At 63.1% G+C, this 12,730-nt stretch carries 13 protein-coding genes and 2 tRNA genes; 6 read left to right on the top strand and 9 right to left on the bottom strand.

Going from position 1 to position 12,730, the window contains the following annotated elements:
• Positions 1-92: 92 nt before the first annotated feature.
• A tRNA-Arg gene (locus tag NKH42_RS27270) sits at positions 93-169 on the bottom strand.
• Between the two features lie 50 nt (positions 170-219).
• Positions 220-525, bottom strand: coding sequence for an ETC complex I subunit (locus NKH42_RS27265; protein WP_352479279.1), 306 nt, complete (start codon positions 523-525; stop codon positions 220-222).
• Between the two features lie 160 nt (positions 526-685).
• Here NKH42_RS27265 and NKH42_RS27260 point away from each other — a divergent pair.
• Positions 686-762: transfer RNA gene (locus tag NKH42_RS27260), tRNA-Pro, on the top strand.
• 124 nt (positions 763-886) lie between these two features.
• Here the strand turns inward: NKH42_RS27260 and NKH42_RS27255 are convergent.
• Entirely contained in the window at positions 887-1,714 is an 828-nt protein-coding gene (locus tag NKH42_RS27255; RefSeq protein WP_352479278.1) for an alpha/beta fold hydrolase, read from the bottom strand.
• A gap of 129 nt (positions 1,715-1,843) precedes the next feature.
• Here NKH42_RS27255 and NKH42_RS27250 point away from each other — a divergent pair, with 129 nt between their 5' ends.
• A complete protein-coding gene (locus NKH42_RS27250) occupies positions 1,844-2,845 on the top strand; it encodes a GlxA family transcriptional regulator (RefSeq protein WP_352752865.1) in 1,002 nt (333 codons plus the stop codon).
• A 198-nt stretch (positions 2,846-3,043) separates the two neighbouring features.
• On the opposite strand, the gene hdaA is transcribed toward NKH42_RS27250, so the two are convergent.
• The 3 genes from hdaA to NKH42_RS27235 are packed head-to-tail and all read right to left on the bottom strand — an operon-like array spanning position 3,044 to position 5,491.
• A complete protein-coding gene (hdaA, locus tag NKH42_RS27245; RefSeq protein ID WP_352507944.1) occupies positions 3,044-3,745 on the bottom strand; it encodes a DnaA regulatory inactivator HdaA in 702 nt (233 codons plus the stop codon).
• 5 nt (positions 3,746-3,750) lie between these two features.
• Complete coding sequence (locus tag NKH42_RS27240) at positions 3,751-4,962, bottom strand: AI-2E family transporter (RefSeq protein ID WP_352752867.1); 1,212 nt, start codon at positions 4,960-4,962, stop codon at positions 3,751-3,753.
• Positions 4,934-5,491: a CDP-alcohol phosphatidyltransferase family protein gene (locus tag NKH42_RS27235; protein ID WP_023677645.1), complete on the bottom strand. Its 558-nt coding sequence runs from the start codon at positions 5,489-5,491 to the stop codon at positions 4,934-4,936. The genes NKH42_RS27240 and NKH42_RS27235 overlap by 29 nt, the downstream gene beginning before the upstream one ends.
• Positions 5,492-5,728: 237 nt before the next feature.
• On the opposite strand from NKH42_RS27235, the gene NKH42_RS27230 reads away from it, so the two are divergent.
• The 4 genes from NKH42_RS27230 to NKH42_RS27215 all read left to right on the top strand — a co-directional run bounded on the left by NKH42_RS27230 (position 5,729) and on the right by NKH42_RS27215 (position 8,980).
• On the top strand, positions 5,729-6,385 hold the full coding sequence (locus NKH42_RS27230) for a glutathione S-transferase family protein (protein ID WP_254820264.1): 657 nt from the start codon (positions 5,729-5,731) through the stop codon (positions 6,383-6,385).
• 214 nt (positions 6,386-6,599) lie between these two features.
• Positions 6,600-7,664, top strand: a complete 1,065-nt coding sequence (gene purM / locus NKH42_RS27225) for a phosphoribosylformylglycinamidine cyclo-ligase (RefSeq protein ID WP_352479275.1) — start codon at positions 6,600-6,602, stop codon at positions 7,662-7,664.
• A complete protein-coding gene (gene purN, locus NKH42_RS27220; RefSeq protein WP_352479274.1) occupies positions 7,661-8,368 on the top strand; it encodes a phosphoribosylglycinamide formyltransferase in 708 nt (235 codons plus the stop codon). The genes purM and purN overlap by 4 nt, the downstream gene beginning before the upstream one ends.
• Before the next feature lie 96 nt (positions 8,369-8,464).
• Complete coding sequence (locus NKH42_RS27215; protein WP_352752870.1) at positions 8,465-8,980, top strand: SixA phosphatase family protein; 516 nt, start codon at positions 8,465-8,467, stop codon at positions 8,978-8,980.
• A gap of 110 nt (positions 8,981-9,090) precedes the next feature.
• Here the strand turns inward: NKH42_RS27215 and NKH42_RS27210 are convergent, their stop codons facing one another.
• From NKH42_RS27210 to NKH42_RS27200, 3 genes are all read right to left on the bottom strand, one after another.
• Positions 9,091-9,324 carry a DUF680 domain-containing protein gene (locus NKH42_RS27210; protein ID WP_352752871.1) on the bottom strand — a complete coding sequence of 78 codons (234 nt, stop codon included), beginning with the start codon at positions 9,322-9,324 and terminating at the stop codon, positions 9,091-9,093.
• A 290-nt stretch (positions 9,325-9,614) separates the two neighbouring features.
• Positions 9,615-11,837, bottom strand: a complete 2,223-nt coding sequence (locus tag NKH42_RS27205) for a cation:proton antiporter domain-containing protein (protein ID WP_502896183.1) — start codon at positions 11,835-11,837, stop codon at positions 9,615-9,617.
• Positions 11,838-12,008: 171 nt separating this feature from the next.
• The gene (locus tag NKH42_RS27200; RefSeq protein ID WP_502906432.1) at positions 12,009-12,665 is read right to left on the bottom strand and encodes a DUF2270 domain-containing protein; all 657 of its coding nucleotides are present in this window, start codon (positions 12,663-12,665) and stop codon (positions 12,009-12,011) included.
• Positions 12,666-12,730: the final 65 nt, after the last annotated feature.

Raw genomic sequence — 12,730 nt, 5'->3', positions numbered from 1 at the left:
CAGACCATCGACAACCCGTTCGGCACGAGGTTGTCACCCATGTCTTAGGTACATTCTGTTACCCATGTCTCCGGGTCGTACCCTGAAGATATTGGCGATCCCGACAGGATTCGAACCTGTGACCATCGGCTTAGAAGGCCGGTGCTCTATCCAGCTGAGCTACGGGACCGCTGGCCGGCCGCATGACCGGCGGATTGTGCCGGCAGGGCCGGTATGGGATCAATGCGTCCAGGGCGTCCTGCGGTCATAGCGGAAATTCTCCGCATAGGAAATCTGGCGGCGCTTGATTTCCTTCGGCTCCTCGACGCGGAAAGCCAGGCCTTCCTTCTCGGCATAGGCGACCGCCTCTTCTCTTGTGTCGAAGGTCAGCCTGATCTGGCTTCGCATGTCGCCGGACGTGGTGTAGCCCATCAGCGGATCGATCTTCTTGCGCTGCTCCGGATCGAATTCCAGCACCCAATGGCCGGTCTTGGCCTTGCCGGACTGCATCGCGGTTTTGGCTGGGCTGAAAATGCGGGCTGACATGACCACCTCATTGCTGGTTGCAAGCGCACGACCGCGACACCAGATTACTGTTCTCTGGCCATGCACTAGCCCGTCATTACTGCGCAATGCCGCCGGCAGCAAGGCCGATGGCTTTTTACGCTTGCTTTGGTGGGCTGAAATCACTAGGCAACAGACCGTTCGGAGTGTAGCGCAGCCTGGTAGCGCATCTGGTTTGGGACCAGAGGGTCGGGAGTTCGAATCTCTCCACTCCGACCATTCCTCAAAGCGACTCTCTTCGGCAGCGCAAGCGGATCACGCTCGAGCGTGTCTGCCGCCGCCGGTGAGCGTAAGCGACGGACGGACAGCGCGAGCCTGCGCTGCCCGTCCGATACCCAAGCCGTCAGCCCTGGATGAAGGCCAGCAGATCCGGATTGATGATCTCCGGATGGGTGGTGCACATGCCGTGCGGCAGGCCCTTGTAGACCTTGAGCGTGCCATGCTTCACCAGCTTGATCGCAAGCAGCGCGGAATCGGCGATCGGCACGATCTGGTCGTCGTCGCCGTGCATAATCAGCACGGGCACGTCGAGCTTCCTTAGATCGTCGGTGAAGTCGGTCTCGGAAAAGGCCTTGATGCAGTCGTAATGGGCCTTGGCCCCACCCATCATGCCCTGGCGCCACCAATTGTCGACGGCGCCTTGCGAGACCTTGGCGCCCTCGCGGTTGAAGCCATAAAACGGGCCGGCCGGCACATCCCTGTAGAACTGGGCGCGGTTAGCGGCCAGGGCGGCGCGAAAGCCGTCGAAGACTTCGATCGGCAAGCCGCCGGGGTTGCTGTCGGTCTTGACCATAATCGGCGGCACGGCGCCGATCAGCACCGCCTTGGCAACACGGCCGCCGCCGCCATAAAGCGCGACGTAACGCGCCACCTCGCCGCCACCGGTCGAGTGGCCGATGTGGATCGCATCCCTGAGATCGAGATGCGCCGCCAGCGCCGCCACATCGGCGGCGTAGGTGTCCATCTCATTGCCGGTCGCGGTCTGCGACGAGCGGCCGTGGCCGCGGCGGTCATGTGCGATGACGCGGTAGCCCTTTTCGAGGAAGAACAGCATCTGGTTGTCCCAGTCGTCTGAGCTCAGCGGCCAGCCGTGATGGAACACGATCGGCTGGCCCTTGCCCCAATCCTTGTAGAAAATCTCGGTGCCGTCATGGGTGGTGAATGTGCTCATCGTCCTACTCCTTGATGGAAAAGTTGGGGGTAACAGGGAAGCTTTTAGCCCCCTCAGCTGGAAAAATTATAACAGTGCGGTCAGGGTGAGCATTGGCAAAACGGACATTCAACGTGGCAAAACTGACAAATGACGGCTGCGCGTGATCTGATCGAAATCGGCCTCGTCTTGTATCCCGGCGTGCAGGAAGCAGCCGTGCTCGGCCTGACCGATCTTTTCATGCTGGCAAACCGGCTGGCTGTCGAGCGGTCGCCGGACGCGGCGAGGCTTCGCGTCAGTCATTGGCAATTGGAGGACGCGGGCCACACCGTAGTCCGCAGCTTCGACAGCGAGCCCGGCGCCGACAATGAACCAGCCATGGTTATCCTCCCGCGGACGTTGGGGGATCCGATCGCTCGGGAAGCAGCCGCGCCCTATGCCGGCTGGCTCAGGGATCGCCACACGGCAGGCGCGACGCTCGGTTCGGTCTGCGCCGGCGCCTTCGTGCTTGCCGAGACCGGCCTGTTGTCCGGTCGCGCCGCGACGACGCACTGGGCTTATCGCGACGCGCTGGCGCTACGCTTTCCCGATATCCTGCTCGACGCCGACAGGCTGGTCATCGACGATGGCGATATCATTACCGCCGGCGGCTACATGGCCTGGACCGATCTCGGCCTGAAGCTGGTGGACAGGGTGCTCGGGTCACCCGTAATGATGGACACGGCGCGTTTCATGCTGGTCGATCCACCGGGCCGCGAGCAACGTTTTTACAGCCCGTTTGCGCCGCGATTGACCCATGACGACGAAGCGATCCTCAAGGTGCAGCATTGGCTGCAGGCGAACGGCGCGCGCGACGTGACGCTTGGCGCCATGGCCGAGCATGCGGGGCTGGAGGAGCGGACCTTTCTGCGACGCTTCCGCAACGCCACTGGCCTCAGGCCGACCGAATATTGTCAGCACCTGCGGGTCGGCAAGGCGCGCGAGATGCTGGAAACCACGATGCGATCGATCGACCAGATCGCCTGGGAGGTCGGCTATGACGATCCCGGCTCCTTCCGCAAGGTATTCGCCAGGATAACCGGCCTGGTGCCCGGCGATTATCGCCGACGCTTTGGCGTGGAACGAGCCGCGATTGCCGGAGGTGAAAGTTGAGACCTGGCCGCCGCAATGGCGCTACTAGATGCATCTGACGGCAAGCTCGCCGGGCGAGAACCCCAACCACTCCATCCCGGCGAGCCTACTACCTGATTTGATACGCAATCAGGACCGGGATTAGCCGGCAAGCTGTCATGTGCAAGACAGATGCCAGCCTTTTTTCCCAAAATGGGACGGCGGCTGAACTGGAATCCTCTAAATCTCGAACTCGCCCTGCCCTTCGTCCATGGCGCTGACGGTCTCGGCGGCGAGCGCTCGCGTGATCGGCGTCTTGCGCTCGAGCGCGGTGCGGTCGAGCCGCTCGACCACCCGCATTGCGGTGGCCAGCGAGCGTTCGATGCGGCGCACCAGATATTGCACGACATGCGGCTCGACCTCGACCTGCCGATCGGCGAACAGCTTTGTGATGACGCCGGCCAGCAAGAGGTCGTCGGGCTCGTGGATCTCGACGGTAGCCGCCGCCTTCAGCCGCGATGCCAGGTCGGGCAGCCCGACGCCCCAGGCGGAGGGAAAGCGGCGCGCCGTCAACAGTAAGGTCGAGCCGGCGCCGCGCACCGCATTGATCAGGTGGAACAGACCGTGCTCGTCGACCGGGCCGGCATCGACATCGTCGATCAGGGCCGGATGCGCGCCAAGATTTTCGATGCGCTCGCCGATGCGGCCGGCCTCCACTTTGACCGCGTCGGCGCGGGTCTGCCAGATCGAGGCCAGATGGGTTTTTCCGGAGCCGGCCGGCCCGGCCAGCACGACAACCGGCGACGGCCAGTCCGGCCAGCGGTCGACAAGCGCCGCCGCCTGGCTGTTGGTGCTGGAAACGACGAGCTCGTCGCGCGAATAGCCGGTGCCGTGGCCTAGATCGAGCGGCAATTGGCGCGGCGGATCGATCTTGTCCGGCATCTGGCTCAACCGCGCGCGCCCCCGCGGCGGCGCACCTGCAGCGGCGGCACCGGCTCGTCGGCATGGCCCTTGTAGAGCGGCGATTCGAGATAGCGCGCGATGGCGAAGCGCATCAGAACGGCAACGGCGGCGGAAGCCGGAACGGCGATCAGCAGGCCGACGAAGCCGAACAGCGCGCCGAAGGCAAACAGCGCGAACATCAGCCACACCGGATGCAGGCCGACGCTTTTGCCGACCAGCCGCGGCTGCAGGATATTGCCCTCGATGAACTGGCCGACGAAGAACACGCCGGCCACCGCCGCGATCATGGTCCAGTCCGGCCAGAACTGGACGAAGGCGACGCCGACGGCCAGCACCAGGCCGGTCAGCGAGCCGACATAGGGGATGAACGAGATCAGCCCGGCAAACAGGCCGATGAGGATGCCGAAATTCAGGCCCGTCAACGTCAGGCCGGTGGCATACATGGCGCCCAGCACCAGGCACAGCGTGCCCTGTCCGCGCACGAAGCCGGCGGTTGCCGTGTTGATATCCCTGGCGATCGCCCTGACGGTCTTGACATAGTCGCGTGGCACCCAGCTGTCGACGATTGCCACCATGCGGTCCCAGTCGAGCAGCATGTAGAAGGCGACGACCGGCGTCACCACGAACAGGCTGACGACCGAGACCAGCGCCACGCCGGAGCTCCAGATCGAGGTGAAGACGGTGGTCAGGAGGCCGAAGCCGGAGGTCAGCAGCGAGTTCAAGCCTTCACGCAGGCCATTGGCGTCGACGCCGAATTTCTCTTCCAGCCATTTCGGGTCGAAGCTGGTGATCAGGCTCTGCAGCCGGGTCAGATAGTCCGGCAGCTTGCTAGCGAAATCAGCCATCTGCGAGGCGAGCACCGGAACCAGGATGACGACGGCCAGCACCAGGACGACGATAAAGGCGACGAGGATGACCACCGTCGCCATCAGCCTGGACAGGCCGAGACGCTCCAGCCGGTCGGCGACAGGGTCGAGGAAATAGGCGAGCACCATGCCGGCAACGAAGGGCAGAAGGATGCCGCTGAAGACGTAAAGGAAGACGGCGAGGATGATGGCGCTGACCAGCCAGAAGCGGATCTGCCGGCGAAACGACGCCGATGCCGCAGCCTCCGCTGCCGCGGCTTCGGCCTCGGCGTCGATGGACCGTTCGTCAGGTGCCCGATGTTCAGGTGCCGGGTGTGGAGCCTTCGCCATAGCCGCTCATATGCCTCAGCCAAGCCACGAGATAGGCCGCGGCCGAAGCCACGGTCAAGACCCCGGACAGCAATATGAGGGCCGGCCTCAGCGGATCGAGACGGATGTCGAAGGCCAGTTCGCCCAGCACCACTGCCGCCAGTACGATCTGAATCGCGGTGTTGGCCTTCGACACCAGGAGCGGCTTCATCTCAACCGGATGCGCCATGACGGTGGATAAAAGCACGGCGCAGACGATCAGTGCGTCGCGCGATACCATGGTAACGACCAGCCACAGCGGCAGTTCGCCGCTGAAGCCCAGGACCACGAAAACCGAGACCAGCAGCAGCTTGTCCGCCATCGGATCGAGATAGGCGCCGAGCCTGGAAAACTGATTGAAATGGCGGGCGATGAAGCCGTCGACGCCGTCGGAAATGCCGGCAATGAGGAAGCCGGCAAACGCCCAGTCCCAGCGTTCCTGCAGCATGGCCAGCACCACTGCCGGCACCAGCACGAAGCGCATGATCGTGATCATGTTAGGGATGGTCAAACGCATATCCCGTCGCTCTTGTTTGTCGATACATGATGGAGAAGGAGGGTTACGGCAAGTGAGAAGCGACACAGAAGCTGCCAATCACCCCTCGAGGGCGCCAGCAATGAAATAGGTCAAGACAAATGAAATAGGTCAAGACAGATGTCGATTTCGGGGAGGCTCATTCGTCTCACGATGGGAAGCCGAAGAATTCGCCCAGACCTTCCTGGACCGCGAGCAAGGAAAACGGACGCGATGACAATCACTATCACAGCTTTTGAACGATCGCCCGATGGCGGCAAGGGACTGGCGCGCGATACGCGCGTTCGCTGGGCGCTCGAAGAAGTGGGGCAGCCGTATGAGGTTCGTCTTGTTTCCTTTGCAGAAATGAAGGCGCCTGGCCATCTGGCCATCCATCCCTTCGGCCAGATCCCCACCTATGAGGAAGGTTCTCTCTCGCTGTTCGAAACCGGCTCGATCGTCTTTCACCTTGCTGAGCAGCATACGGGATTGCTGCCGAAGGATCGCAATGCCCGCGCGCGTGCGATCACGTGGATGTTTGCCGCACTTAATACCGTCGAGCCGCCGATCCTCGAATTAACGACGGCAAGAATATTCGAACGTGACAAGCCTTGGAGCGAGGAGCGCTTGCCGTTGGTAAAGGACCGTGTTCGGGCTCGGCTGGACAAACTCTCGGCCCACTTAGGCGTCGCCGACTGGCTCGATGATACGTTCAGCGCGGGCGATTTATTGATGGTGTCAGTGCTGCTGCGACTAAGAATGTCCGGCATTTTGGACGAATATCAAAACTTGGCTGCCTATGTAGCGCGCGGGGAAGCACGGCCGGCCTATATCCGGGCTTTCACCGCGCAATTTGCGATCAACGCCCCATCAACCAGCATTACCTCATAAAGCTGAGCCGACAGCAGGGCTTTCTCATTGATCTGGAACCAGGTTGGGGTTTGACCTGGATGCGCAATGGTGCCGATCGGCAGGTCGGCGGGACAGCGCCCCTCTGGCCTGCCGGCCATCTCCCCCTCAAGTGGGGAGATTGGCAGTTTCAGCGCCGTTATCCTTGCGGACCGAAACCGTTCATGCGAAGAGCCCGAGAAAGCAGGGAAAGAGTATGAGCAAGCGCAAGAACGGGCTCACCTATGCCGAAGCGGGCGTCGACATCGACGCCGGCAATCTCATGGTCGAGAAGATCAAGCCGCTGGTGCGCGCCACCCGCCGGCCGGGCGCCGATGGCGAGATCGGCGGTTTCGGCGGCCTGTTCGATCTCAAGGCAGCCGGCTTTACCGATCCGGTGCTGGTCGCCGCCAATGACGGCGTCGGCACCAAGCTGAAGATTGCCATCGATGCCGGCAAGCATGACACGATCGGTATCGACCTCGTCGCCATGTGCGTCAACGACATCGTCGTGCAGGGCGCCGAACCGCTGTTCTTCCTCGACTATTTTGCCACCGGCAAGCTCGATCCCGACCAGGGCGCTTCGATCGTCGGCGGCATTGCCGCCGGCTGCCGGCAGGCCGGTTGCGCGCTGATCGGTGGCGAGACGGCGGAAATGCCCGGCATGTATCACGACAAGGACTACGACCTTGCCGGCTTTGCAGTCGGTGCCGCCGAACGCGGCCAGTTGCTGCCGACCGACGACATCGTCGAGGGCGACGTGCTGCTCGGCCTTGCCTCGTCGGGCCTGCATTCGAACGGCTTTTCGCTGGTCCGGCGCATCGTCGCCGTAAGCGGCCTTGGCTGGGGCGATCCGGCGCCGTTCAATGACGAGGCGACGCTGGCCGAGGCGCTGCTCGAGCCGACGCGCATCTACGTGAAGTCGATCCTCAAGGCGATCCGCAACACGCATGGTATCAAGGCGCTGGCCCATATCACCGGCGGCGGCTTTCCCGAAAACATCCCGCGCGTTCTGCCCAAGGATTTTTCGGCCGAGCTCGATCTCGGCGCCATCGAGGTGCTGCCGGTGTTTTCGTGGCTGGCCAAGACTGGTGGCGTCGCGCCGGAAGAGATGATGCGCACCTTCAATTGCGGCATCGGCATGATCCTGGTCGTCGCCTCCGGCCAGGCGGCGCAGGTCGCTGCCGTTCTGCAGGAGGCCGGCGAGACGGTGACGCCGATCGGCCAGATCGTGCCGCGCCGCGATGCCGGCGTCATCTATCGGGGCTCGATCGGCCTATGACCAGAAAACGCACCGTAGTGCTTATTTCGGGGCGCGGCTCCAACATGACGGCGCTGATAGCGGCGGCGAGCAACCCGGCCTATCCGGCCGAAATCGTCGGCGTCATCTCCGATCGCGCCAATGCCGCCGGCCTCGGCATCGCCGCGGCGCGCGGCATCGCCACCAGGGTGATTTCGCGCTCGGACCATGCCAGCAAGGAAGCGCATGACGGGGCGATCGACGCGGCCCTTGTCTCTTTTGGCGCCGAGATCGTCGCGCTGGCCGGCTATATGCGCATTCTCGGCGCGCGTTTCGTCGAGAAGTGGCAGGGCCGCATGGTCAATATCCACCCTGCCCTGCTGCCTGCCTTCAAGGGGCTGGATACACATGCGCGGGCGCTCCGCGCAGGCATGCGCATCCATGGCTGCACAGTGCATTTCGTCACGCTCGACATGGATGATGGGCCGATCATCGCCCAGGCCGCGGTGCCGGTGATGGTCGGCGACAATGAGGATACGCTGGCCGCGCGCGTGCTCAAGGCCGAGCACCAACTCTATCCGCTGGCGCTAGGGCTGGTCGCCGAAGGCAAGGCGCGGATGGAAGGCGGCCGCACGGTGTTTTCGCGCTTCGCCGACGATGCCGACAACGCCGCGTCGGTGGTGATCGCGCCCGACCCGCTGCGCGAGGAGACCGACCTCGAGCACCTGGCGCGGATCACCCCGTAAGAGTCAGCGTGACGCTTTCCCCGTAACTGGGGGAGATGGTCAAGAGCGTCCGCGTCGTGCATGGCGCACGCGACGTTTCGGCCTTATTTTGAATCAATGAAGCAACTGCTACTCCTCCGCCACGCCAAGTCGAGTTGGGACGATCCCGACCTCATCGACTTCGACCGGCCGCTGTCCGCGCGCGGGCTGAAGGCAGCGCCGCTGGTCGGACGCGAACTGGCCCGGCGCGGCTGGTTGCCGGAGCTGGCGCTGGTATCGCCGGCGCTGCGCACCCGCGACACGTGGCGGCTGCTCTCGGCGGAATTGCCGGCGAAGGTGCAGGCCAAATTTGCCCAGGCGCTCTACGAGGCAGCAGCGGCGGACATCCTCGCCAAGGTGCGACAGGTAAAGGCGGGAACCGGAACGCTGCTGGTGCTTGGCCACAATCCCGGGTTGGAGGAGTTCGCGCGCGGTCTTGCCGGGGCTGGATCGGATGAGGCGGCGCTGAAAAAACTGGCGGATAAATTCCCGACCGCGGCCCTGGCCCGGTTTGACTTCGATGGCGATTGGGCCGGTGTCACCTTCGGCGGCGCCCGGCTGACGCACTGCATCTGGCCGAAGGATCTTCGCTAGGGTTTGCCTGGCAGGCCGGGGGATCGCCGACCTTTCGGCCAAACCCGCTTCGCACCAAACAAGAGCGGCGGGCCAAGCCCGCCGCTCTTTGTGCTCCGGGGCCGTGATAATCAGCGGCCCCAGTTGCCTTGGCCGGATTCAGGCGCCACCGACTCGGAAGTCGTCTTGGCACCGGTATGCTCGGAAGCAACCGGCTTGCGGATGGAGCCGGTAAACGTGTTGTCGACGTTGGCAGCAGGAGCGGTCGGCTGGTTGACGTTGTCCGAGCCATAGTGGTCGCTGCCGGCAAAAGCAGTGCCGGTGGCAACAAGGATGGCGGCGGCGGTAAGAGCGATCTTGGTCATTTCGGGTACTCCGGTAGTCTTTGTTCTGTCCGTCAAGTGGCGTGCCTTGGGAGGAATTCGCGTCGCTCGGACCACCCCGAGATGGGTCGGCAGGCCTGTCGTTTCCAATCACGAAAATTTTGTACGGGTGCGCCAAATTGGCCGCTTGAAATTCGACATGCGGCTCCTTTCGCCACACGGTTCTTATTTATTTTCAAGTGGTTACGGTTCGAGTTCTTTTACGTTGGCTGATCAGCCCTTCCGAGCCTCAATCGACATGTCTGCCGACGGGTCATTGTGCGCCATGAAAATCACGCCGCCAGCTCAGCGCCGGTGGCATCATGCTTGGGCCGCGCGCTGGCCAGAAGCACGACGGGGCAATTGCAGGCGGCCAAAACAGCGCCGGCGGTTTCGCCGAAAAACAGGTCCCCACCCGGGCGTTGGGTGACGCCCATCACGACGATCGCCGCGCCTTTGGCCGCCTCCCGGGTGATCGCCTTGTCGGGTGTGACGCGGGTATGGAACGCTGTGTCGATATGCAGGCCGTAGCGGCCCGCCAAATCGGCAATGTCTTTCAGCACGGCCTCTTCGCGGCTATGCGACACCGATGTCGACCTGCGGCCCTTGGCTGCCTTTTGCGAAACATAGAGAACCTTGATCCGTGCCCGGTTTGGACGGGCCAGCGCCAGCGCCAAGTCGGCGGCGCGACGCGCCACCTGGGTACCGTTGACGGGGACGAGAATGCTGGTTCCGGCCTTCAGCGTCGGCATCTTTTCGGCAGCATTGCCGCCGTTCAGGACCAGGCAGAGCGGGCCGTCAAATCCTGCGGCAATGTCGTTGAGGGCCGGCGCGAAGGCGCCATCGGCGGTCAGCACATTGTCAAGGCCGACCAGCAACAGGCCATATCCCTTGCGGGCCTCTTCGGCGATCGTCTCACCCGTGGCCTCCAATTCGGTGCGGGCCGTCAGATGGACTTTGTCGACAAGCGTATCTTCGATCCGTTTCACCGCCTGAGCGCTTTTTTTTGCACCCTTCTTGATTTCCTGCAGAGCGCGCTCCTGTCCCTTGCTGTCGGTCGGCCTGTCAACTCGGCCGTCTTTCGGCTGAAGCAAGGTGGTGGGCAGGCGAAGCAAGGTGGTGGGCATGCCGCTGCCTCCACCGACCAGTCCGGCGAGATAGGCAGTGAACTTGCCGATCCTGCTGTCGTCGACCAACACCAGCAGCCGCTCCAGTCTGGAAATGAAGCCGTATTCGTCCAACGCCTCGCGCTCGACACGCTGCTGCTCGTCATGCCCAACCGGCAGCCGGCCGAGCGCCCAGCGCAGCATCGGCGGCATGGCCAAGGTGGTGATCACGGCCATGGTGACGATCATGGTGAAGAGGTTGTGCGACAGGATGTTCATCGACAAGCCGATGCTGGCGACGATCACCTCGGTCGAGCCGCGCGCGTTCATTGCACTGCCGACGGCGATTGCTTCCTTGAACGACATGGCGGCGAGCTTGGCGCCGATGAATGCGCCGCCAAACTTGCCGATGCTGGCGATGACCACAAGTGCGCCCGTCAGCATGGCAAGCGTCGGGTCGGCGAGCACTGTGAGATCGGCGGAAAGCCCCGCCATGCCGAAGAAGATTGGCATGAACAGCGCGGTGATGACGCCGCGCAGCTGGCCTTCGATATGGCTGGAGAGGATAGGCGATTCCCCGACAAGGATGCCGGCGACGAACGCCCCCAGCACCGTATGGACGCCTATCATGTTGGTGATCAGCGCCATGACGCCCATGATGATAAGGATCATGGTGATCACCGCAAACTCACTGCGGAATTGATCGTTGGTCCAGCGGATCAAGGTGAAGACAAGACGGCGGCCAATGGTGAAGGAGAACACCATGAAAAGTGCCACGGCGGCGATGGTGGTCACCAGCGGTACGAGCTGCACCCTGCCATTGGTGGCGATGCCGAAGGTTACTGCGATGACCAGCCAGCCGATCGTGTCCTCGATGATCGCCGAGGAGATAATCACCTGTCCGAGGTTGCGGCGCATGAAGTTCATCTCGCGCACCACCATGGCGACGATCTTGACTGACGAGATCGACAGCGCGGTGCCCAGGAACAGCCCGGCAACAGTGCGTTGCGTCGGATTGGGCAGCAATGCGTCCGGCAAGAACTGCGCCAGCGCGAAACCGCAGATGAAGGGCACCACGACGCCGGTAGCCGAAATGGAAAAACAGGCCGCGCCAACCCGGCGTACCAGCCGCAGGTCCGTCTCCATGCCGGTCAGCAAAAGCAGCATCAGGATGCCGAGCTGCGAGACGGCGTCGATCATGCCCTTTTGCGCGGGATCGGTGGGAAAGATCAGGTGCTGGGCCGACGGCCATAGCCAGCCGAACAGCGAAGGACCGAGCAGGATGCCGCCGATCAGTTGGCCCATGATTGCCGGCTGGCCATAGCGCTGCAACACTTCGCCCAGGCCGCGCCCGACAAGCAGCAGAAGCACGATCTCGGCGACGAAAGCGCCTTCGCCCGAACCACCCATGCCGGAGGCCTTGGTCCCGGCAACAAGCGTCTGCGCTGCCCCGGCCGCGCCTGCGGGTACGAAAGCGCAAACCAACAGCGCCAGGCTGGAACGTGTCGGAGCCTGCCAAGCCATGAAACCCCCATCGCCCAAATGCACGTGTCCAACAACGCGCGACAGGGCGTTGCGTTGCTAGACGTGAACGTCACCGAAGGAGAGTTCGCCGTCGTCGCTCTCTGTCAGAAAGGCTGTCACCAGCAGGCCCGCATAGAGGACGGCGACCAGCACGACGATGGCGCCACCAGGAACTGGACCCAGCGCAGCACTGGCGACGGCCTCACGCATCGACCCGACGAAGCCGATGCGGACGCCTTCGGTCAGAAGACTGGGGGTCGACAGTTTGAGGATCCAGGCCAGCAGCAGAATCAGCAGCATGTAGATGTAATTGCGACGCAGGCGGCGCGCCAAAGCCACGCGTTGCGAAATCAAGAATTTCGGCGCGCGCAGGCTCTCGCCGACGATCAACAGCCAATCGGACGCGAAGTCCGGCTGCGGCGAGAATATCTGCGCGAAATAGTGCCGTTCGAACTGGCGCACGCGAGCCCGATAGAAGTCGAAGAAGCGATATCGGCGGGCCTCTATCCACAGCAGCAGCAGGACAAGCAGCATGGCAAACAGCAGCACGCCATGGTGAGCGCTGGCCGTCGAAAGTGAAACGGAGAGCATCGCCGCGACAACGGTTATCGCCCAGTTGCTCGTCCGGTCCAGGCGGTCGCGCCACCCAGCCATGCGCGCAATCTCGGCGCGATGAAAGTGGGACATCGTGGTTACGAGTTCGCCGGACGACAATGTCCTTCCGATGGGATCCGGCGCCCGCAACACTTCTGCCATGACAATGCCTCCACCCGCCACGC

It is taken from the genome of Mesorhizobium sp. M1142, from assembly GCF_040318565.1.
Classification (GTDB): Bacteria; Pseudomonadota; Alphaproteobacteria; order Rhizobiales; family Rhizobiaceae; genus Mesorhizobium.
Note: the sequence above shows the minus strand (reverse complement) of the source record. Positions and strands in the feature narration are given on the sequence as shown.

What these genes read in the sequence shown, in the direction of transcription:
- NKH42_RS27230 (WP_254820264.1), top strand. Translation starts at nt 5,729, where the DNA reads ATGACAATCACTATCACAGCTTTTGAACGATCGCCCGATGGCGGCAAG.
- purN (WP_352479274.1), top strand. Translation starts at nt 7,661, where the DNA reads ATGACCAGAAAACGCACCGTAGTGCTTATTTCGGGGCGCGGCTCCAAC.
- NKH42_RS27215 (WP_352752870.1), top strand. Translation starts at nt 8,465, where the DNA reads ATGAAGCAACTGCTACTCCTCCGCCACGCCAAGTCGAGTTGGGACGAT.
- NKH42_RS27265 (WP_352479279.1), bottom strand. Translation starts at nt 525, where the DNA reads ATGTCAGCCCGCATTTTCAGCCCAGCCAAAACCGCGATGCAGTCCGGC.
- purM (WP_352479275.1), top strand. Translation starts at nt 6,600, where the DNA reads ATGAGCAAGCGCAAGAACGGGCTCACCTATGCCGAAGCGGGCGTCGAC.
- NKH42_RS27205 (WP_502896183.1), bottom strand. Translation starts at nt 11,837, where the DNA reads ATGGGTGGTTCGGGCGAAGGCGCTTTCGTCGCCGAGATCGTGCTTCTG.
- NKH42_RS27210 (WP_352752871.1), bottom strand. Translation starts at nt 9,324, where the DNA reads ATGACCAAGATCGCTCTTACCGCCGCCGCCATCCTTGTTGCCACCGGC.
- hdaA (WP_352507944.1), bottom strand. Translation starts at nt 3,745, where the DNA reads ATGCCGGACAAGATCGATCCGCCGCGCCAATTGCCGCTCGATCTAGGC.
- NKH42_RS27255 (WP_352479278.1), bottom strand. Translation starts at nt 1,714, where the DNA reads ATGAGCACATTCACCACCCATGACGGCACCGAGATTTTCTACAAGGAT.
- NKH42_RS27250 (WP_352752865.1), top strand. Translation starts at nt 1,844, where the DNA reads ATGACGGCTGCGCGTGATCTGATCGAAATCGGCCTCGTCTTGTATCCC.
- NKH42_RS27240 (WP_352752867.1), bottom strand. Translation starts at nt 4,962, where the DNA reads ATGGCGAAGGCTCCACACCCGGCACCTGAACATCGGGCACCTGACGAA.